Genomic DNA, 21427 nt, shown 5'->3' on the forward strand with positions numbered 1-21427 from the left:
CGCGACGGCAAACCGGTCATCGGCTACGGCTTCAACTCCAACGGCCGTTATGGCCAGGGCACCCTGATGCGCGAGCGTTTCATTCCACGCATCCTGGAAGCCGACCCGGAAAGCCTGGTCGACGCCACCGGCATCAACCTCGACCCGCACAAGATCTGGAACTGCATGTTCACCAATGAAAAGCCGGGCGGCCATGGTGAGCGCTCGGTTGCGATCGGCACGATCGACATGGCGGTCTGGGACGCGGTGGCCAAGATCGAAGGCAAGCCGCTCTTCCAGTTGCTGGCCGATCGCTATGGTGACGGCAAGGCGAATCGCAGGATCTTCGTGTACGCAGCTGGTGGCTATTATTACCCCGGCCAGGATCACGGGAAACTGAAGGACGAAATGCGCAGCTACATCGATCGCGGCTACACGGTGGTCAAGAAGAAGATCGGCGGCGCATCGGTGGATGAAGACCTGCGCCGGATCGACTCGATCCTGAGCGTGCTGCAGGACGGCCAGAAGCTGGCGGTGGACGCCAACGGGCGCTTCGATCTGGATACCGCCATCCAGTACGCCAAGGCGCTCTCGCAATACGACCTGTTCTGGTACGAAGAGCCGGGCGACCCGCTGGACTTCGAGCTGCAAGCCACACTGCGCAACTACTACGACAAGCCGATGGCGACCGGCGAGGATTTGTTCTCGATGCAGGACGCGCGCAACCTGACCCGCTACGGCGGTATGCGCCCCGATCGCGACTGGCTGCAGTTCGACTGCGCGTTGAGCTACGGCCTGGTCGAGTACCTGCGCACGCTGGACATGTTGAAGCAGCACGGCTGGTCGGCCAGTCGCTGCATTCCGCACGGTGGCCACCAGATGTCACTCAACATTGCGGCCGGCCTCGGCCTGGGCGGCAACGAGTCCTACCCGGATCTGTTCCAGCCCTATGGCGGCTTCCCCGATGGGGTCAAGGTGGAGAACGGCTACGTTACGCTGCCGGAGTTGCCGGGTATCGGCTTCGAGGGTAAGTCCGACCTGATCTGCGAGATGCGTAAGCTCGCGGAATAGGGCTCAATCCACACCGTCGTCCAAAGGCGCCGGTGTGGCGCATCACGAGGCGCTCCGGATACGCTCTCGTTTGGAAAGCGGCTCGTCTGGCAGCGCGAGTTGATTGCTGATTCGGGCAGGGTCTTCGGGTAGGGGGCCGGCTGCTCTCCGAGCGAAGGAGCCATTCGAACGGCCGCTTTGTCGGAATGACGTGCGGCAGTTGTTGGCCGATCGGAGCCTGATTCTTGAACTCGTGGCGACTGGCTGCTATGGGGGAAGATGCCGACCCCGAACTATCGGCCATCACCGGAAAGTCGCCCATCAAGTGGACCGGTCGGTGGAACGGCGGCTCGGCTCAAACTTCTGCCGGTCATGCCTCGGGACCGCACGGCGGAACGTTGGCCGTCGAATGCCGGCAGCGCGACAATAGCGGTCTTACAAACGGCAGGTGACGGAAGCCATGCTTGATATTTCGACCCTTTTAGAAGCGACCGATAGAAGATACTTTTCACTTGAACACCATCAGCTGTTGGCTAGATTGAAGCAATGGCGTCGGGCATTTCCTGTTTGCTGGTTCAGGGCGGTAAGTAACGGTTACGCGATTTGTCTGCAGGTTGATTCACCGTTGGTATTTATGGAGGAGGTTCCGCAGGACTTGCGTCCCTGACCTGCTCCGGGCTTTCCGGTACGTCAACAAGTAGCGGTACGTCCGAAATGCCGTGTTCTCAAATCGCCTCGCTGTTCACAACGACGACCTGATTTCCACTTGAATTCAACCGCCGACTGTGCCCAAACAGCGCCCCAATACTTGCTTCGTGAGAACGACAACAAACGTGGCGGATGGGAATGTCATCAGGGCGCTGAGGGTCGAAACCACCAGATCGAGGAAAGGGAGACCTGCCGTTCGATAGAGCTGAGCAGCGTGCGGCGGCTGTCGCCTCCATTGCAGTCGCTCAATCGACGCACCCTGAAAGGCAGCTCAGGCCGATTATGTAGATGCCTCGATTATGTTGAGCATCCCGAGATGTTGTTCCCCAAAGCCAGGCGCCATGGGTTTGTACGAGGTAAACATGAGTTGGACTAAACCGCTGACGCGGTAGGGGGTTGATCGACGGGCGGGGGCGCAGATCAGGCGCATTCACACGAAGCCTGCGTTGGACAAGGATGGTGGTGCTGTTCGCAGCACTTCCGTCCTTTCCGACGAGGAGCTTTGTCATGACACCGCTTCGGCAACGCATGATCGAAGACATGGGCGTTCGCAATCTCGCCCGCAACACCCAGTTGGCCTACCTGCAACAGGTTTCGGCCTATGCACGCCACTTTCACCGCTCACCCGATGAACTCGGTCCCGAGCAGATCCGTGACTATCAGGTCTATCTGACGCAGTCCCGCAAGCTCGCTGCAAGCACCCTCAGTGTTGCCACCGGTGCGCTGCGATTTCTGTACAAGGTCACGCTCAAGCGTGACTGGGCAGTCGAGGAAATCCCGATGCCCAAGCGGCCCTTCAAACTGCCGGTGGTGCTCAGCCGCGAGGAGGTTACGCAGTTTCTCGCGTCGGTCGACAGCCTCAAGCACCGCACGATCCTGATGACGGCGTATGCAGCGGGGTTGCGCATCTCGGAGGCCATCCACCTCAAGGTGACCGACATCGACAGCGCGCGCATGGTCCTGCGGGTCGATCAGGGCAAAGGGCGCAAGGATCGCTATGTGATGCTGTCGCCCCGGTTACTCGAGGCGCTTCGGGGCTATTGGAAATCCGCGCGGTCGCCGACATGGTTGTTCCCGGGCGACTTGCCAGATCAGCCGATTACCCGGGGTGCCGTCGAATTGGCGTGCCAGAAAGCGCACCGCGCCTCGGGTATTCAGAAACCGGTCACTCCGCATTCGCTTCGCCACGCCTTTGCCACTCATCTGCTGGAATCGGGCACCGATGTGCGCACCATCCAGTTGCTGCTCGGTCATCGCAGTCTGGCCACGACCTCGCGTTACCTGAAGGTGGCCACGTCCACCGTCTGCGCCACGACCAGTCCGTTCGATCTCTTGCCGAAGGTCACAGCGCCTCAACTGCCGACGCCCCGACCGCGCCCACCTATCCATTTCTGACGGCGGCAGGCGCAAACATGCGCGCCACTGCCCTGGAAGTGGCGGACATCTTCCGTGGGGCCGGATCCGCCTACCGGCAGGACCATGCGGCAACCCTCAGCCGGGGGCAGTATCGGGTCATGGGGGCCGTCGAGCGTTGCCGCACCGCCGCCCTCGGCGGCCATCTCGAGCGCTGTGACGCCTGCGGGCACCAGCGCGTCGCGTTCAATAGCTGTCGCAACCGACATTGCCCGAAATGCCAGTCCCTGGTGCGGGCACAGTGGCTGGAAGCCCGGCAAGCCGATCTGCTCCCGGTCGAGTATTTCCACGTCGTCTTCACGATACCCGAGGACATCGCGGCAATCGCCTATCAGAACAAGGCGGTGGTCTACGAGATCCTCTTTCAGGCCACCGCCGAGACCTTGCGTACCATCGCCGCCGATCCGAAACACCTGGAGGCCGAGATCGGCTTCATCGCTATCCTGCACACCTGGGGCCAGAATCTGCTGCATCACCCGCATCTGCATTGCGTGGTGCCTGGAGGGGGACTTTCCGCCGATGGGACGCGCTGGATCGGCTGTCGCCCGGGGTTCTTCTTGCCCGTTCGCGTGCTGTCCCGGCTCTTCCGTCGGCTGTTCCTCGAGCGGTTGCTGCACGCCTTCGACGCCGGCGAACTGCACTTCTTCCATGCCTTGGGCAGACTGAAAGCGCCGGCTGCCTTCGCGCGATATCTAGTTCCGGCACGGGCATCCGAGTGGGTGGTCTACGCCAAACCGCCTTTTCGGCGGTCCGCAGCAGGTTCTCGCGTACCTGGGCCGCTACACTCACCGCGTCGCGATCTCGAACAACCGCCTGGTGGATCACACCGAAGACTCGGTGAGCTTTTGCTGGAAGGACTATCGTCATCGCCAGCGCAACAAGGTGATGCGCCTCGACACGCACGAGTTCATCCGCCGCTTTCTGCTGCATGTCTTACCCAGTGGCTTCCACAGGATTCGGCATTACGGCCTGCTGGCCAACCGCCACCGCTTGCGCGCACTCAACCTCTGCCGGGAACTGCTCGGTGTCGCCGCGCCTGGCGCGCGCATCGCCGAAGGCGCGCCCCTCGACTACCGTGACCGCTTCCAGCGTCTCACCGGCAAGTCCCTGCGCGACTGCCCGCAGTGCGGGCGGGGGCACATGGTCTGCATTGAAACCTTCAAGCCCGGTTCCTGGCCTCGGGCGCCGCCGGGCATCGCCGCATGAACTCACCCGCAACGGCCTCTCGTCCCAGGGGTTTCCGGACGCCTTCCGGAAACGTCGAGGTTCCTGTCGTTCGCGTGAGCAGATTGGCACCACCGACAATCCGTAGCACGCGATGTACCTGCTCGGGCCTACGCGGAAGCCGTTCGGTGACCGTGAAGGCATCGCGCGAAGGTCGTCTGATTTCTCCAAGTCTACGCATTCTGCATGCCCGGACGAGCACGTCCGGATTGAATCCCCATAGTCCTGACGCCCGTGCCGGCGGTTCAGTCCAACCGGCTTTTTAGCCTACCGAACGCGGTCCGGGCATCGAACTACCGGATCCGCGCCTGCGGGCCGCGTTCGCCAGGCTAAAAACCCCTCTGCCTTATCGGGAGCTCCACATAAGGCCGATTTCCTGTCCCTGGTGGGCTGAAGCCCGCCCTACCAGCGACGTTCACGGCCGATCACGCGTAACGATCGGCTCCGGGCGATGACTTGTCCGTGGCGGGCTTCCGCCCGCCGCAAGGGGGGGCTCCTACACATGGGGTTCACACCCGACCACCTGCAGCCGACCGGGCCGTGCTGCAGAAGGCCAGACCGGTCGAGCGCCGTCCAGCCGAGATTCAGGACAGGTTGGGGTCGATCTGCGCGAGGTGGCGCTTGAGGCGGTTGAGCAGCTCGAGCAGCTGCGTCTTTTCGTGGTGGTCGAGGCCGCTGAACAGCTCGATCACCCAGCCCTCGTGAGCCTTGGCCATCTGGCGGAAGGCGCGCTTGCCAGCCGGGGTCAGGTGCACCGAGTAGGCGCGGCGGTCACGCGGGTCGTCGCGGCGTTCGACCAGGCCTTCTTCGACCAGCTTGTCGGTGAGACCGGTGACGTTGCCGCCGGTCACCATCAGACGGCGCGACAGTTCACGCATCTTCAGCCCGTCCGGGTTGCGGTCGAGCTGGGCCATCATGTCGAAGCGCGGCAGCGTGGAGTCGAAACCGGTACGCAGCAGGTTGCGCAGGCGTGACTCGACGGTGTTGGTGCAGGTCAGCAGCCGCAGCCACACACGTAGCGCCTCGTGGTCGTCGTCTCTGGCACGGGTCTCGTGGTCGATGACTTCCGGGTCTTGTAGGGTGATCGTGTCCAGTTGGTCTGTGGTCATGGTGGTACCTGCAGGTTGCGAAGCGCAGCGGGCGACTTCCCGCTGTTCAAAGGCATTCTACTCCTCGACGTCGACTAAATCATTCATCTCTAAATTGATGATGAAAGACTGAATCCGGCGCATCCCGATCGCGCCCGGCGCGTCGTGCGCACGACCGCAGTGGCGGCCTACCGGCGGTCAAAGTCCGTCGATCAGCGCAATGCAGGCTTCGAACAGCGCCGACCGGGGCCGGGCAAATTCATCGCACAGCGTGAGGTGGTCGTGACTGGGCATCGGCACCGCTCCGCGCCAGACTTGCGGCCAGCCGTGGGCGAGCAGCGCGAGTTGGCGGCGGAACTCGGCACTTTCGTCGCCGCCGACGGCGCCGATCAGCGGCGCTTCGGTCGTCGGTGCGAGGCGGATCGGGCTCAGCGTGGCGATCCGTTTGGCGTTGAAATCGAGGTCGCCGTGCAGGAGCGGTACCGCGGCCAGCGGGGCGAGATCGACCACCGGGCTGAGCACGATGCCGGCGGCGAGCAGATCGAAGGGCAGGTCGGCGTCGAAGGTGGGCCATTCGGTGGCGAACGCCATGCAGGTGAGATGGCCCCCGGCGGAGTGGCCGGAGACGATGATCCGGGTCGGGTCGATGCCGTAGCGATCGGCCTCCAGGTACAGCCAGGCAAGGCTGCGCCGGATCTGGGCGACGATCGTCTCCAGCGTGGTGGCGGGCGCGAGGCCGTAGTTCACCAGCGCCACCGCGATGCCACGCTCGAGGTAGGGCGGGGCGATCCAGGAGAAGTCGCTCTTGTCCAGGCGGCGCCAGAAGCCGCCGTGGATGAAGACCAGCAGTGGATGGCCGCCATCGACGCGCGCTTCGGGCAGGAACAGGTCGAGGGTCTCGGCCTCGGTCTCGCCGTAACGCAGGTCGAGCAGGCCCGGATGGGTGGCGCGGGCGAAGCCGGCGCGCGTCGCCCACTCTGCGAGGCTGCCGGCGAAGTCCGGCACCCGCCCGGCGACGTCGTACTCGCGGGCGAAGTCGGTGCCGGGCGCCGGTTGCAGCTCGGGCGGCGGGGTGAAGGGGCGGGGGAAGGTCGGATTGCGGGCGTCGCGGTTGCGGGGATCAGACACCAAGGTAGCGCTCCCAGAGTTCGGGTTCTGCGGCAAGTGCGCCATTATCGCCGCTCCACGGGCTGCGGCCCTTCTCGATGAAGGCGTGGTGGTCGGCGACCCGCATCAGCTCCTTCAGGTACTTGTCGATCACCAGGATGGCCTGACCGGCTTCCTTCAGGCGGCCGAGCACGTTCCAGATCTCGCGCCGGATCAGCGGTGAGATGCCCTCGGTGGCCTCGTCCAGGATCAGCAGGTGGGGGTTGGTCATCAGCGCGCGGCCGATCGCCAGCATCTGCTGCTCGCCGCCCGAGAGCTGGTTGCCCATGTTCTGCGCCCGCTCCTGCAGGCGCGGGAAGAACTCGTAGATGCGCTCCAGCGTCCACGGTGCGCGACTCGCGCTGCGGTTGGCGGCGAAGGCGAGCAGGTTCTCCTTCACCGACAGGTTGGGGAAGATCTGGCGGCCCTCGGGCACCAGCGCGAGTCCCATCTGCGCGATGCGCTCGGTCGGGCGGCCGTCGATGCGTTCGCCCAGAAAGCGGATCTCGCCCGACCACGCTGGCAACTGGCCGAACACCGCGCGCAGCGTGGTGGTCTTGCCCATGCCGTTGCGCCCGAGCAGAGTGGCGGCTTCGCCTTCGCCGATCTCGAGGTTCATGCCGAACAGCACCTGGCTGGCGCCGTAGCCGGTTTCGAGGTTTTCGATGGAAAGCAGGCTGCTCATTGCACTTCCTCCGCGGCCGATGTTTCATTCTCGCCGAGATAGGCGGCGATCACCTGCGGGTTGTTGCGGATCTGGTCGGGCATGCCGCTGGCGATCACGTGCCCGGCCACCAGCACCGAGACCCGGTCGGCGAGGCGGAACACCGCGTCCATGTCGTGCTCGACAAGGATCAGGGTGTGCTCGCCGCGCAGGCTGTGGATCAGTTCGCCCATGCGCTTGGACTCCTCCGGGTCGGTGCCGGCCATCGGCTCGTCGAGCAGCAGCAGGCGCGGCTTGCACGCCAGCGCCATGCCCAGTTCGAGTGCGCGCTGGCGGCCGTGCGACAGGGTGCCGACAATCCGCTCCATCACGTCGGACAGGCCGACCCGGTGCGCGGCCGCGTCGGCGCCGTGGTCGAGATCGGACTCGTCGGCCACGGTGCCGAGAAAGTCGAAGGAGTGGCCGGTGCGCGCCTGCACCGCCAGCGCCAGGTTCTCGCCCACGGTCAGGCGCGGCAGCAGCGTGGTGATCTGGAACGAGCGCACGATGCCGGCCGCCACCCGCTGATGGATCGGCAGCCGGGTGATGTCGCGGCCCTCGAACAGGATGCGGCCGCTGTCCGAGGCGAGTTCGCCCGACAGTTGCGCGAGCAGCGTGGTCTTGCCCGCGCCGTTGGGGCCGATCAGCGCATGGACTTCGCCGGCGCGGATCTCGAGTTCGCAGCAGTCGGTAGCGACCAGGCCGCCGAAGCGCTTGACCAGTTGCTCAACCTTCAGGATGGTGTGGCTCATCACGCCTTCTCCTCGAATGCGGGGATTGCGGGGGCTTGCGGCGCCGCGCCCGGGCGCAGCAGCTTCGCCACCCGTTCGCGCAGGCTCATGACCCCGTCCGGCGCCACCAGCACGATGAACAGCAGCAGCGCGCCGAGGATCAGGTTCCAGTGCTCGGTGTGGGCAGAGATGGTCTCCTCCAGCAGCAGGAAGATCGCCGCGCCGGTGATGCCGCCCCAGAAATAGCCCGAACCGCCGATGATGACCATCACCATCAGGATGCCGGACTGGTGCCAGGTCAGGGTGTGCGGGGTGACCCCCATGCTGAGGTTGGCGAGCAGCGCGCCGGCCAGCCCGGCGAGCCCGCCCGACAGGGTGAAGGCCATCAGCTTCAGCCGATACACCGGGTAGCCGATCGCGGCCATGCGCCGCTCGTTCTCGCGGATCGCCACCAGCGCACGGCCGAAGCGCGAGGCCACCAGGCGGTACAGCAGCACGAAGGCGAGCCCGGCGGTGAACAGCACGAAGTAGTAGAAGCCGAGATCGCCGTCGAGCGGCAGGCCGGGGATCACCGAGCGGGCGGCGAGTGGCAGGCCGTCGTCGCCGCCGAAGTCGGGCAGCGAGATCGCCAGGTAGTAGAACAGCTGGGCGAAGGCGAGCGTGATCATGATGAAATACACCCCGCGCGTGCGCAGGCTGACCGCACCGATCAGGAAGGCGGCGAAGGCGGCCACCACCACCGCGAGCGGCAGCGCGATCCACGCCGCGACCACGCCGTACTTGGCGAGGATGGCGACCGCGTAGGCGCCGGCGCCGAGGAAGGCGGCGTGGCCCAGGCTGATCATGCCGCCGTAGCCGAGCGCGAGATTGAGCGCGCTCGCCGCCAGCGCCAGGATCAGCACGCGGCTGCCCACGCCGATGAAGAAGTCCTCGCCGAGCGCGCTCATCACCAGCGGATAGAGCGCGAGCAGCACGGCCACGGCGATCGCCGTCCACGGGCCGGGCAGGCCGATCAGCAGCGGGGTTTCGGTCGTGCGGCTAGGGCCGAATCTGGATGTCATGGTGCTTACCCCCGTGCCGGGAACAGGCCTTGCGGCCGGAAGAAGAGGACGCTCACCATCAGCAGGCTCACCATCATCGAGGCCAGCGTGGGGCCGAGGGTGGCGGCGGTGGAACCGTCGATCACCAGCTTGAGGCCGAAGGTCAGCATCAGGCGGCCGAGGGTGTCGATCATGCCCACCAGCAGGGCGCCGACCAGCGCGCCGCGCATCGAGCCGATGCCGCCGATCACGATCACCTCGAAGGCCGGGATCAGGATCGACTCACCCATCCCCACCGAGACCGCGAGCAGCGGGCCGAGCAGGGCGCCGGCCAGCGCGCACAGCGCGGCGCCGAGGGCGAACACGAAGGTGAACAGCGGCTTGATCCGCACCCCCATGACCGCCGCCATCTGCGGATTGGAGGCGCCGGCACGCATCCACATGCCGATCCGGGTGCGGTTCACCAGCAGGTAGAGGCCGAGTGCCACTGCCAGGCCGACGCCGATGATCAGCATCCGGTAGGCGGGGTAGTACAGCTCGTCGGCCACCAGCTCGACCGGGCCGGACAGGCTCGCCGGCATGCCGATCATCAGCGGCTGGGCGCCGAAGATGATCTTGATCGTCTCGTTGGCGATCAGGATCAGGGCGAAGGTGGCGAGCACCTGGGCGAGATGGCTCATGCCCTGCAGGCGGCGGTAGAGCAGGCGTTCGAGGATCACCCCGATCAGCGCGGTGGCAACGATCGCCAGCAGCAGCGCCGGGAAGAAGCTCCCCAGCCACTGGTAGAAGGCGGCGGCGAGGAAGGCGCCGATCATGTAGAGCGAACCATGGGCGAGATTGATGAGGTCCATGATGCCAAACACGAGGGTGAGCCCGGCGGCGAGGAGGAACAGCATCAGCCCGTACTGCAGGCCGTTGAGGGCCTGTTCGATGATCAGATAGAGCATGGGAGACCTGCCATTGGTCAGAAGGCAACGGGAGCCCGCGGCCGCCGCGCGAGGCGGGGCCCGGGAGTCGGTAGTGGCCGGCGGGGCTCCGTAAAACGGAGCGCGCCAGGGCTTACATCGCGCAGTCCTTGGCGTAGGCGTCGGCGTGCTGGTCCATGACCTTGCCCGCGTACTTGTTGCTCACCGTGCCATCGCCGTTTTTGACCACCTCGCGCAGGTAGTAGGCCTGCACCGGGTAGTGGTTGTTGCCGAAGCGGTACTCGCCGCGGGTGGTCGGGGCCTTGACCGTCTGCAAGGCCTTGCGGAAGGCGGCCTTGTCCTCGATCTTGCCGCCGGCGGCCTTGGCCGCGGCGTCGATCAGCATCGCGGCGTCGTAGCCCTGCGAGGCGTACAGCGTCGGCAGGCGGCCGAAGTCCTTCTGGAAGTCGGCAACGAAACGCTGGTTCACCGGGTTGTCCATCTCGCGATACCAGTGGCTGGTGTTGAACGCGCCCTCCATCGCCGGGCCCACCGCCTTCACCACGTCCTCGTCGCCGGAGAAGCCGGGGGCGAACAGCGGCGTCTTCTTCGTCATGCCCGATTGCGCGTACTGCTTGATGAAGTTGATGCCCATGCCGCCGGGCAGGAAGATGTACAGCGCATCGGCCCCTGCGGCGCGGACCTGGGCGATCTCGGCGGCGTAGTCGAGCTGGCCGAGCTTGGTGTAGATCTCCTCGGCCACCGCACCTTGGTAGAAGCGCTTGAATCCGGTCAGCGCATCCTTGCCGGCCGGGTAGTTGGGGGCGAGCAGCGCGACTTTCTTGAAGCCCTTGTCATGGACGTGCTTGCCCATCGCCTCGTGCAGGTTGTCGTTCTGCCACGCGACGTTGAAGAAGAACGGGTTGCACCCGGCGCCGGCGTACTGGCTGGGGCCGGCGTTGGCGCTGATGTAGAAGGTTTCGGCACCGAAAAAGGCGGGGCCGACCGCGAGCATGATGTTGGAGAAGACCACGCCGGTGGCGACGTCGACCTTGTCGCGCTTGATGAAGCGCTCGGTGATCTGCTTGGCGGTTTCCGGGTTCTGGGCGTCGTCGGCCACGATGAGCTCGGTGTTCAGGCCCCCGAGCTTGCCGCCGAGGTGCTTGACCGCGAGCTCGAAGCCGTCGCGGATGTCGATGCCGAGGCCCGCACCGGGGCCCGACAGGGTGGTCATCATGCCGACCTTGATGCTGTCGGCGGCCAGCGCGGAGCCGGCGGCGAGCAGGGTGGAGCAGGCGAGGGCGACGCAGGTCTTGCTGATCATCATGGTTCTCTCCAGAGGGATGACGGCTTGAGGGGCGAACTTCTGGGCAACAGGAATCCCCGCGTGCCGTCATCGACGGCATCGCCAGGCTGTTGCGGGATCGCTCAGGTGGGGGACTTCAGCCGAAAACGCTGCAGCTTTCCGGTTTCGGTTCGGGGCAGGCTGTCGACGTAGGCGATGGCGCGCGGATATTTGTACGGCGCCACAGTCTGCTTGACGAAGTCCTGCAGCGTTCGGGTCAGCGCATCGTCGCCTTCGATGCCGGGCTTGAGCACGATGAAGGCCTTGATGATCTGGCCGCGGTCGGGGTCGGGCACCCCGACCACGCCGCATTCGGCCACCACCGGGTGCGCGAGCAGGGCCCATTCCACCTCGGGGCTGGAGACGTTGTAGCCGGAGGTGACAATGATGTCGTCGATGCGCGCGTGGTAGTAGAAGTAGCCGTCCTCGTCCATGTGGAAGGCGTCGCCGGGCAGGTTCCAGCCGTCGCGCACGTAGTTCGTCTGGCGCTCGTCGTTGAGGTAGCGGCAGCCGGTCGGGCCCTTGATCGCGAGCTTGCCGACTTCACCCGGTGGGAGCGGGTTCATCTCTTCATCGACAATCATGCCGCGGTAGCCCGGCAATAACTTGCCGAGCGCGCCGGGGCGGTAGTCCTCCGGGCCGGAGGCGATGTAGATGTGGATCATCTCGGTGCCGCCGATGCCGTCGTGGATCTGGATGCCGCTCGCCTCGCGCCACTTGTCGCGGGTGTCGGTGGGCAGCGCCTCGCCGGCGGAGACGCATTTCTTCAGGCTGGCGATGTCGTACTTGCCGACCAGGCCCGCCATCTGGCGATAGGCGGTGGGCGAGGTGAAGCAGATCGTGGCCTTGTGGTCCTGGATCGCCTGCATCAGCGGCTCGGGGGCGAGCTTTTCCAGCAGTACCGTGCTGGCGCGCGCCCACAGCGGGAAGCACAGCAGGCCGCCGAGGCCGAAGGTGAAGGCGAGCGGCGGGGTGCCGATGAAGACATCGCCGGCGCCGGGCTGCAGGCAGTGGCGGGGGAAGACCTCACACATCGCCATCACGTCGCGGTGGAAATGGATGGTGCCCTTGGGGATACCGGTGGTGCCCGAGGTGAAGCCGATCAAGGCCGGATCGGTGGCCGCGGTGGCGACGGTGTCGAAGCTGTCGGGCTTCGCCGCCGCGCGTGCCTCGAGTTCGCCGTCGGGGCCGTACAGCATCAGCTGGCGCAGGCCCGGGCTCTCGGCGCGGGCGGCCACCAGCTCCTCGGCCAGGCCGGCGTCGCACAGCGCATGGCTGACCTCGGCGAGCTTGACGATTTCCCCGAGTTCCTTGGCGCGCAGCAGCGGCATGGTGCCGACCGCGACGCCGCCCGCTTTCCACACCGCCAGCCAGCATGCGGCCAGCCACGGCGTATTGGCGCCGCGCAGCAGCACCCGGTTGCCCGCCACCAGGCCCATGTCCTCGACCAGCACGCGGGCGAGGCGGTTCACCTGCTGCTGCAGCTGGCGATAGGTCCAGTGGATGTCCTTGCCGATGATCGCCGGACGCTCGCCGTGGCCTTCGGCGACGGCGCGGTCGAGCAGTTCGGTGGTGGCGTTGAGTTGCGCGGGAAACTGCAGCTCGGGGCGCTCGAAGACCAGTTCCGGCCACTGCTCGACGGGCGGCAGGTGGTCGATGACGAAACGGTCGATATGGGCACTTGTGCTCATTGCTTGATTCCTCTGCCATTGGGGGCCGGGGGCCCTCGTTCGATGTCGGACTCTGACGGCCCGTTGTGGTATCGGCCTGAACGCTGCCGCATCACGTCATGGAACAAGTTTTTGCCAAATGGGGAATGAAGTCAATAGATAAACAATAAAAACTAGAATAATTTATACATGAAATATATGAAAATGAATGGAAAATTTACAAGTGACTGTAAGACAGAATGTTTTGGCGTTTGGTTCGTTGTGCCTGCATTCAGTGCGGCGAGCAGTGTGAGTGTATCGGAGCCGGATGTAGCGAACGGCAGCGACGGCGGAAGCTTCGCCGGATGCACCTGGCGGGACGGCGGCAATGACCGTGCGAGAGTCGACGCCATGGTGGCAATCCCGCCCCCCAGGCCCTATCATTCCCCGCCGATCTACGCGTGCAGGTTTCCCTGTGCATTTCTTCAGGCCGCAGCGCATAGATCGGCTGCATTCATGTTTGTTCATATCGAATACGAAGCGTGGTCGGTGCATCCGAACCATGCCATCAGGAGACAGAGACATGGATACCCCCCAACTCGTCCTGGGCCCGCAGTTGAGTTCGCTGCCGATCCGGTCGGCCCGGGCCTGGGCCGATACCGTCAATGAGCGCTTCTTGCCACTGGAGCACTCGGCACGCCGGACCGAGGATTTCGTTGCCCACATCGACCTCCTCGACCACGCCGCAACCGGACTGGCGATGGTGCGCACCCAGGCCCACCGGGTGACGCGCACGCGAACGCTTGCCGATCGTTCCGACGAGGCCTATTTCAAGACCTTCTGGCTGCTGCAGGGACGCTGCGAGATCGAACAGGGCTCCAACCGCTCGATGCTCGAACCCGGTGGGTGGACGGTGTATGACACGACGCGGCCGTACTCGATCGAGCTCGGCGACGACAGCCAGTTCCTGGTGCTGCTGCTTCCGCACCAGAGTTGCCGCGAATGGCAGGGCGTCAGCGAACGTATCTGCGGCCTGCCGCTGGCGAACGATGCCTGTTCCCGTGGCGCGCTGTTTGCGCTGATGTCGATGTTCGGCCCGGGTGTCGCGAGCGAATCGCAGGGCGCGAAGGCGGTGGTCGATGCGGCAGGGCGCATGCTGTCCGCGGCGATCCTGGCGCAGACACCGGCGCACAATGCCGACAGCCGCCTGGAGCGGCGGCTTGCCGATGCCCGACGTTATGTTCTCGACCATCTGGGTGATGCCTGCCTCACCCCCGACCGCCTGGCCGCGGCGCTGCATATGTCGCGCCGGGCCTTGTACACGCTGTTCAACGCGCTGGGGGTGACCCCGGGCAGCTTCATTCTGGAAACCCGGCTCGAATGCTGCCGCACGGCCTTGGCCGACCCTGCGCGCCGCCACCAGACGATCACCGAGATCGCGCTCGATAGCGGCTTCTGCGACAGCGCTCACTTCAGCCGGCTGTTCAAGAGCCGCTTCGGCCTGCCGCCACGGGAGTGGCGCGAGCGGCGCTGAACGACGGCGGTCCGAAGTGCACGCGGGTACAAACCGGCGTGCACCGAGCGTAAAGCGCGCAGCGGATCGGCCTGCGAAACTCCTCCTCGTAGTTCAATAAAACGATGGGGAGACACCATGACACTGCCGTACCTCGTGCGCCTTGCCGGCGCGACCTGCCTTCTGCCGATCGCCTGCGCGGTAACGGCCGCCCCGGCCGGGCCCGCCGCGGTCGATGGCGCCCGCATCATCGCGGCCGACAGCGAGCCGGGCAACTGGATGAGCCACGGCCGCACCTATGACGAGCAGCGATTTTCCCCACTCAAGCGCATCGACGACGGCAACGTCGGCCAGCTCGGACTGGCCTGGACCGCTAAGCTCGACGTGGACCGGGGGGTCGAAGCCACCCCGATCGTGGTCGACGGTGTGATGTACACCACCGGGGCCAAGAGCATCGTGTATGCGTTCGATGCACGCACCGGCAAACAGCTGTGGAAATACGACCCCGAGGTTCCGGGCATTCGTCTGTCCGAGGGGTGTTGCGATGTGGTCAACCGCGGCGTCGCGGTGTGGCAGGGCAAGGTCTTCGTCGGGGCCTATGACGGCCGCCTGATCGCCCTCGATGCGCGCAACGGACGCAAGCTGTGGGAAACCGACACCGTGATCGACCATGGCCGCAGCTATACGATTACCGGCGCGCCGCGGGTGATCAAGGGCAAGGTCCTGGTCGGCAACGGTGGCGCGGAGTACGGCGTACGCGGCTACATCTCGGCTTTCGACGCGGAGAGCGGCAAGCTCGCCTGGCGCTTCTTCACCGTGCCCGGCGACCCGGCGCTGGAGAAGGACGACCGGGCGATGGGGATCGCGCGCAAGACCTGGCATGGCGCCGAGTACTGGAAGCAGGGCGGTGGGGGAACGGTTTGGGATTCGATGGCCTACGATCCGGAACTGGATCTGCTCTACATCGGCACCGGCAACGCGTCGTGGTGGAACCGTCAGGCACGCTCCGAGGGCAAGGGCGACAACCTGTTCGTGTCCTCGATCGTCGCACTGCGCCCCTACAGTGGGGACTACGTCTGGCATTACCAGACCACGCCCGGTGATATGTGGGATTACACCGCCACCCAGCACATCATCCTGGCCGAGCTCCCGGTCGATGGAAAGCCGCGCAAGGTCCTGATGCAGGCACCCAAGAACGGCTTCTTCTACGTGCTCGACCGGGTCACCGGTCAATTGCTGTCGGCCGAGAAATTCGCGCCGGTCAACTGGGCTACGCATGTGGATCTCAAGACCGGTCGCCCGGTCGTGGACGAAGAAGCGGCCAATTACCTGAAGGGGCCCAAGCTCATTTCGCCCGCTTTCATCGGCGCCCACAACTGGCATCCGATGTCGTTCAACCCGAAGACCGGTCTGGTGTATATCCCGATGCAGGAGACTGCCGGCATGCTGTCCGCGCCGGCCGACCCGCAACGCATCGCGCACAAGTCGGTGGTCAATCTGGGGGTGGATGTGCCCGATCTTCCTGAGGATCCGGCCGTCGTCAGGCAGATCGCCGCAAGCTTCAAGGGCAAGCTGCTGGCCTGGGACCCGGTTGCACAGAAGGCGGCCTGGAGCCAGGACTATCACACCATCTACAACGGCGGCACGCTGTCGACGGCCGGCAACCTGGTGTTCCAGGGTACCGCCGACGGGCGGGTCACGGCCTACGCGGCCGACAGCGGCAAGCTGCTGTGGGAGTCCCCGGCCAATACCGGGGTCATGGCCGGCCCGGTCACCTACGAGGTGGCCGGCGAGCAGTACGTCAGCTTCATGGCCGGCTGGGGCGGTACCTTCCCCTTGCTCCTCGGGCCCTTGTCGGTCGAGGCCAAGGTACGCCCCGAAGCCCGCGTGCTTACTTACAAGCTCGGCGGCAAGGCCACCCTGCCCGCGCCGCAGCAGGCTCCGCAGACGGTGCCGCAACCGCCCGCGGTGACCGCCAGCGCGGACGATGTGGCCGCCGGGCGGACGCTGTACAACGGCTTCTGCGGCAGTTGCCACGGCTTGAACGCGATCTCCGGCGGCGTGCTGCCCGACCTGCGCTACCTCGATGCGCGCAAGCATGGGCAGTTCAAGGACATCGTGTTGATGGGGGCGCGCGCCGCGAAGGGTATGCCGCCGTTCGCCGGCACGATCGCCGAGGCCGATGCGGATCGCATTCACCAGTACCTGATCAAGCGGGCACACGACCTCCGTCAGGAAACCGCGAGCGCAGCCAGGCCCTGAGCGTCGCGCCTCGTCCCGGGGCGGCCTCGCCGTCCCCGTTTCACCACAAAAACCACAATCTGGAGACTCACCATGAAACAGACCCTGCGCGGCCTGACGGCCACTCTCGTCCTGACGTTCGGCGCCAGCCTTGCCCATGCCGACGTCAAACCGGATGGCGGCGACTACCAGGCTGCACCGCCGGGCACCGACCTGCTGGTGCTGTACTACCAGCACCACACCGCCGACAAGGTCTACAGCCGCGGCAACAAGGTCGTCGACGATCTCGATCTCGCGCTCGACGTCGGCGTCGTCCGCTATGTGCATTTCGCCAAGTGGGGCGACTACATTGTCGATCCACAGGTGATCCTGCCCTTCGGCCGCCAGCGCGTCGGCCTGGCCGACAGCACGACCTCGGGCATCGGCGATCTGACCTTCGGCGGCACCTTGTGGACCATCGCGGACTTCGAGCGCGGCGAGCATCTGGGCTGGTCGGTGTTCATCACCGCGCCGACCGGCAGCGACAAGAACGAGGGCTTCGCGCTCAGCCAGAATCGCTGGGCCGCCGATTTCCAGCTCGGCTACGTGCGAAAGCTCGGTCCGAAGTGGACCGTCGATGCGATCGGCGAGGTCGAGTTCTACCAGGACGAGCGCAAGACCGATGTTCGCCGCGACGCGCTGTTTCAGGTCCATACCCATTTGCGCTATCACCTCACCGATGCGACCCATCTTGCGCTGTCCTATCGGCACAACTGGGGCGCGAAGGAGCGCCTGAACGGCGCCACGCTGGCGGGCGAGCACGATAACGGCAACCTGACCCTGACCTGGGCCTCCTTCGTCGCCCCTAGCTGGCAGGTGCAACTGCAATACAGCCACGACACCCAGGTCAGGGAAGGCCCGCTGACGCGCGGCATCCAGACTCGCCTGGTCAAGGTCTTCTGATTCATGGCGTCCCGATCGTCGGCGTCGGGCCGGGCGGCCGTGTCCCGGTCGCCGACGATTCCGACTTCCAGGTTCAACAAGCGAGGATACGAAGCATGCAGACCTTCAACATGACCATCGGCGGCAAGGCCGTCATTGCCGATCGCACCTTCGAGGTCGTCAATCCGGCCACCGGCGCCGCGTTCGCCGCGGTGCAGGCAGGTTCGCCGGCGCATGTCGACCTGGCCGTCGCCGCGGCCCGCGCGGCCTTCCCGGCCTGGAGCCGCAGTGCGGAGGTCGAGCGCCAGCGCCTGATCCTTGCGCTGGCCGACGCGCTCGAGGCCAACATGCCCGAGCTGATGGAACTCGTCACCCGCGAGACCGGCAAGCCGCTCGGCGGCCTCAACGGTGTCGGTGCCGGCATGGAAGTGGGCGGTGCGATCGCCTGGACCCGCGTCACCGCCGGACTCGAGCTGCCGGTCGAGGTGATCCAGGACAACGACGAGGCGCGCATCGAAGTGCATCGCAAGCCGCTCGGCGTGGTCGGCTCGATCACGCCGTGGAACTGGCCGCTGATGATCGCAATCTGGCATGTGATCCCGGCGCTGCGCGCCGGCAACACCGTGGTGATCAAACCGTCGGAGCTGACACCCATCGCCACGCTGCGTTTCGTCGAGCTCGCCAACACCATCCTGCCGCCGGGCGTGCTCAACATCGTCAGCGGCGAGCGCGATATCGGCGCGGCCATGGCCTGCCACCCGGGCATCGACAAGATCGTGTTTACCGGTTCGACCCCGACCGGGCGCAGGATCATGCAGAGCGCCGCCGGCAACCTGAAGCGGCTGACCCTGGAGCTCGGCGGCAACGACGCCGGCATCGTGCTGGCCGACGTCGACCCGAAGGCGGTTGCGCCGCGCCTGTTCGGCGTCGGCTTCCACAACAATGGCCAGACCTGCGCCTGCCTCAAGCGCCTCTATGTGCACGACAGCATCTACGAGGAACTGGTCGCCGAACTTGCCCGCATCGCCCGCGACACCGTGGTCGGCGACGGCATGATGTCGGATACCCAGCTCGGTCCGGTGCAGAACAAGGCGCAACTGAACTTCGTCCATGAGCTGGTCGAGGACGCCCGCGCGCGCGGCGCGCGCATCCTGTCGGGCGGCCAGCCGTGCGCCGGGGCAGGCTACTTCTACCCGCCGACGGTGATCGCCGACGCGACCGACGGCATGCGGGTGGTCGACGAGGAGCAGTTCGGTCCGGTGCTGCCGGTGATCCGCTACACCGACCTCGACGAGGCGATCGCGCGCGCCAACGACAACGACAATGGGCTGGGCGGCTCGGTATGGTCGAACGATCGCGCCCGCGCGGCCGCGGTGGCCATGCAGCTCGAATGCGGCACTGCCTGGGTGAATGAGCACGGCGCGGTCCAGCCCGATGCTCCCTTCGGCGGGGTCAAGCAGTCGGGCATCGGAGTCGAGTTCGGGCGCTACGGCCTGGAGGAATACACGTCGATCCAGACCCTGAAGATCATGAAGCGTTGACCGGCGGCGTACCGCTCCTCCGCGCTGCTTTGGACTGTCCCGCGGCCAAAGCAGCGTTGTCGCCCGTGATGGGGCAATGCCGTTCAGCGGATGCTGCGCGGCATTTTTTTTATGGCGACCGCTCGCTCCGGACTCACCATAGTGCACCGCGTGCCGCGCGCATCTTGCGCACCATCGCATCGAAGAATTTCACCGCGAAGCCGGAGTCGCGGATTAGCATCTGGGTGAGGTCGGCGCATTTCTGCCCGATCTCGACCGGCAGTGGCGTGTCTTCGCCGGGGATCATGCCGGCGTGGCACTGGATCTCGGCCGCGCGCTGCACCGTCCATAGCAGGAAGAATGTCCGTTCGATATCCATTTCACCGACCGCCACGCCGTGGTTACGCAGCACCAGGATGTGCTTGTCGCCCAGGCTGGCAAGCATGCGGCCCTTCTCCTCGGCGAACAGGGTGATGCCCTCGAACGCGTGGTAACCGACGCGGCCGTAAAGCTGCGCGCCGTAGAAATTGTCGTGGGAAAAGCCGGCCTTCTTCTGCGCCACCGCCGACACCGCATTGGTGTGGGTGTGGATTACGCAGTGGATGTCCTCGCGCGCGCCGTGGATCGCGCTGTGCAGCGCGAAGCCAGCGGGGTTGGCGTCATAGGGCGAGGGCTCGACCTTGTTGCCTGCGAGGTCGACCTTCAACAGGTTGGCCGGGGTCACCTCGGTGTAGTTGAGGCCGAAGGGATTGACCAGGTAGGCGTGCTCGCCGCCGGGCAGGCGCGCGGAGATGTGGTTGAAGATGGTCTCGGTCCAGCCGAAGAAGTCCACCAGGTGGTAGCACTCGGCGAGGCGGATGCGAAGGGCCCACTCGGCGTCGCTGCAATGCTCGGGTTTGACGGCGGCGGGGCTGGCGGCTGCATTCATGGCGTGTCCTTTTCTCTGAGAGGATGGGAGTGAGGGTCAGGCGTGGCGGGCGCTCTGGGTGCCGCGAAAACGGGCGAGGGCGATGACCTTGCGCGTGACTGGCATCGGGAGGTCGAAGCGGGCCGCCAGTTCGAGCACCGCATCGCCGATCGCGGCGAGTTCCAGCGGCCGGCCCTTGTCGTAGTCCTGCAGCATCGAGGTCCGCACCGGCCCCATCGCGGCGCCGAGTTCGAGGTGGGTCAGCGGGTCGATCTCCACCCGCGCGCCGTAGCTTGCGGCCACCAGCAGCACCTCGCGCATGATCGCGACCACGGTTTCCTTGAGCTCGGGGCGGGTGTAGAGCTCTTCGAGCGTCGCGCCGGTGATCACCGACAGCGGGTTGGTGCTGATGTTGGCGATGATCTTGGTCCACAGCTTGTCGCGGATGCGCTCCAGCGGGCGGGCCTCGATGCCGCCGGCCTCGACCGCCGCACAGAGTGCCTGCAGGCGCGGGCTGAGGCCATTTTCCGGTTCGCCGAACATGATCAGGTGCGGGGTGCGCGCCACCACCTGGCCCGGCGCCTCGACCTCGGCAGCAATGAACACCACGCTGCCGATGATGTGGCGCAGCGGCAGCATGGCCGAGAGCCCTCCGTCGGGGTCGACCGCGTGCACGGTCTCGTCGGCGAAGCGGCCGCCTTCGCCGTGGAAGTACCACCACGGCACGCCGTTTACCGTGGGTACGACGATGGTATGTTCGCCGATCAGCGGCTGCAGTCGCGGCAGGATCGTGGCCAGGTCCTGCGCCTTGGCGCAGACGAAGACGACATCCTGGACGCCGAAGTCGGCCTGTTCGCCGGCGTGGACCGGCACCCGGTGGGTGCCTTCGGGATCGGTCAGGGTGATGCCGTCGCGCTGGATCGCCTCCAGCGTCGCGCCGCGCGCGAGCACGCTGACGGCGTGCCCGGCCAGCGCGAGGCGGGCGGCGATCGTGCACCCGATCGCGCCGGCGCCGGCGATGCAGATGCGTTTTGGTTCGGAGTGGGACATGGTGGACTCCAGGAAGAATTCAGGTCGCCAGCATCGCCTGATGCTTGCCCCCGAGCCCGAGATAGGCCTCGATCACCCGCGGGTCGTCCTTCAACTTCTCGGCCGGGCCTTCCATCGCGATCTGCCCGGTCTCGAGCACATAGGCGTAGTCGGCCACCTGTAGCGCGGCGCGCGCGTTCTGCTCGACCAGCAGGATCGACACCCCGCGCCTTCTCAACTCGGCGATGATGCGAAAGATCTCGCGCACGATCAGCGGCGCCAGCCCCAGGCTCGGCTCGTCGAGCATCAAGAGCT

Annotated in this window: 17 protein-coding genes and 1 pseudogene; 7 read left to right on the plus strand and 11 right to left on the minus strand. The window is 65.8% G+C overall.

Features of this window, described 5'->3' with window-relative positions; genetic code table 11:
- From AC3A35_RS27210 to AC3A35_RS27220, 3 genes and pseudogenes are all read left to right on the plus strand, one after another.
- Positions 1–1050 (plus strand): mandelate racemase/muconate lactonizing enzyme family protein (locus AC3A35_RS27210; protein WP_487439688.1); only part of this gene is annotated, 1050 nt, incomplete at its 5' end.
- Positions 1051–2244: 1194 nt separating this feature from the next.
- The gene (locus AC3A35_RS27215) at positions 2245–3132 is read left to right on the plus strand and encodes a tyrosine-type recombinase/integrase (RefSeq protein ID WP_487439689.1); all 888 of its coding nucleotides are present in this window, start codon (positions 2245–2247) and stop codon (positions 3130–3132) included.
- Positions 3133–3149: 17 nt separating this feature from the next.
- Positions 3150–4356, plus strand: a pseudogene (locus tag AC3A35_RS27220) (IS91 family transposase).
- A gap of 602 nt (positions 4357–4958) precedes the next feature.
- On the opposite strand, the gene AC3A35_RS27225 reads toward AC3A35_RS27220, so the two are convergent.
- The 8 genes from AC3A35_RS27225 to AC3A35_RS27260 all read right to left on the minus strand — a co-directional run bounded on the left by AC3A35_RS27225 (position 4959) and on the right by AC3A35_RS27260 (position 13023).
- Positions 4959–5483 carry a MarR family winged helix-turn-helix transcriptional regulator gene (locus AC3A35_RS27225; RefSeq protein ID WP_487439690.1) on the minus strand — a complete coding sequence of 175 codons (525 nt, stop codon included), beginning with the start codon at positions 5481–5483 and terminating at the stop codon, positions 4959–4961.
- 177 nt (positions 5484–5660) lie between these two features.
- Entirely contained in the window at positions 5661–6590 is a 930-nt protein-coding gene (locus tag AC3A35_RS27230) for an alpha/beta hydrolase (RefSeq protein WP_487439691.1), read from the minus strand.
- Positions 6583–7293, minus strand: coding sequence for an ABC transporter ATP-binding protein (locus AC3A35_RS27235; protein WP_487439692.1), 711 nt, complete (start codon positions 7291–7293; stop codon positions 6583–6585). Before AC3A35_RS27235 ends, AC3A35_RS27230 begins: the two co-directional genes overlap by 8 nt.
- Positions 7290–8063 (minus strand): ABC transporter ATP-binding protein, encoded by a 774-nt coding sequence (locus AC3A35_RS27240; RefSeq protein ID WP_487439693.1) that lies wholly within the window; start codon positions 8061–8063, stop codon positions 7290–7292. The genes AC3A35_RS27235 and AC3A35_RS27240 overlap by 4 nt, the downstream gene beginning before the upstream one ends.
- Entirely contained in the window at positions 8063–9103 is a 1041-nt protein-coding gene (locus AC3A35_RS27245; RefSeq protein WP_487439694.1) for a branched-chain amino acid ABC transporter permease, read from the minus strand. The genes AC3A35_RS27240 and AC3A35_RS27245 overlap by 1 nt, the downstream gene beginning before the upstream one ends.
- A gap of 5 nt (positions 9104–9108) precedes the next feature.
- A complete protein-coding gene (locus tag AC3A35_RS27250; protein WP_487439695.1) occupies positions 9109–10029 on the minus strand; it encodes a branched-chain amino acid ABC transporter permease in 921 nt (306 codons plus the stop codon).
- 112 nt (positions 10030–10141) lie between these two features.
- The gene (locus AC3A35_RS27255) at positions 10142–11314 is read right to left on the minus strand and encodes an ABC transporter substrate-binding protein (RefSeq protein ID WP_487439696.1); all 1173 of its coding nucleotides are present in this window, start codon (positions 11312–11314) and stop codon (positions 10142–10144) included.
- A 101-nt stretch (positions 11315–11415) separates the two neighbouring features.
- Positions 11416–13023, minus strand: coding sequence for an AMP-binding protein (locus tag AC3A35_RS27260; protein WP_487439697.1), 1608 nt, complete (start codon positions 13021–13023; stop codon positions 11416–11418).
- Positions 13024–13564: 541 nt separating this feature from the next.
- On the opposite strand from AC3A35_RS27260, the gene AC3A35_RS27265 reads away from it, so the two are divergent.
- From AC3A35_RS27265 to AC3A35_RS27280, 4 genes are all read left to right on the plus strand, one after another.
- Entirely contained in the window at positions 13565–14515 is a 951-nt protein-coding gene (locus AC3A35_RS27265; RefSeq protein WP_487439698.1) for a helix-turn-helix domain-containing protein, read from the plus strand.
- A 117-nt stretch (positions 14516–14632) separates the two neighbouring features.
- The gene (locus tag AC3A35_RS27270) at positions 14633–16756 is read left to right on the plus strand and encodes a PQQ-dependent dehydrogenase, methanol/ethanol family (protein WP_487439699.1); all 2124 of its coding nucleotides are present in this window, start codon (positions 14633–14635) and stop codon (positions 16754–16756) included.
- Between the two features lie 72 nt (positions 16757–16828).
- Positions 16829–17677, plus strand: a complete 849-nt coding sequence (locus AC3A35_RS27275) for a transporter (protein ID WP_487439700.1) — start codon at positions 16829–16831, stop codon at positions 17675–17677.
- 95 nt (positions 17678–17772) lie between these two features.
- Complete coding sequence (locus AC3A35_RS27280) at positions 17773–19197, plus strand: aldehyde dehydrogenase family protein (RefSeq protein WP_487439701.1); 1425 nt, start codon at positions 17773–17775, stop codon at positions 19195–19197.
- 133 nt (positions 19198–19330) lie between these two features.
- Here the strand turns inward: AC3A35_RS27280 and AC3A35_RS27285 are convergent, their stop codons facing one another.
- The 3 genes from AC3A35_RS27285 to AC3A35_RS27295 all read right to left on the minus strand — a co-directional run.
- Positions 19331–20104 carry a class II aldolase/adducin family protein gene (locus tag AC3A35_RS27285; protein WP_487439702.1) on the minus strand — a complete coding sequence of 258 codons (774 nt, stop codon included), beginning with the start codon at positions 20102–20104 and terminating at the stop codon, positions 19331–19333.
- 36 nt (positions 20105–20140) lie between these two features.
- The gene (locus AC3A35_RS27290) at positions 20141–21133 is read right to left on the minus strand and encodes a ketopantoate reductase family protein (RefSeq protein ID WP_487439703.1); all 993 of its coding nucleotides are present in this window, start codon (positions 21131–21133) and stop codon (positions 20141–20143) included.
- A gap of 19 nt (positions 21134–21152) precedes the next feature.
- On the minus strand, positions 21153–21427 hold a 275-nt coding region (locus AC3A35_RS27295), incomplete at its 5' end, for an ABC transporter ATP-binding protein C-terminal domain-containing protein (RefSeq protein ID WP_487439704.1).

It is taken from the genome of Azoarcus sp. Soil_N_20 (assembly GCF_057656155.1).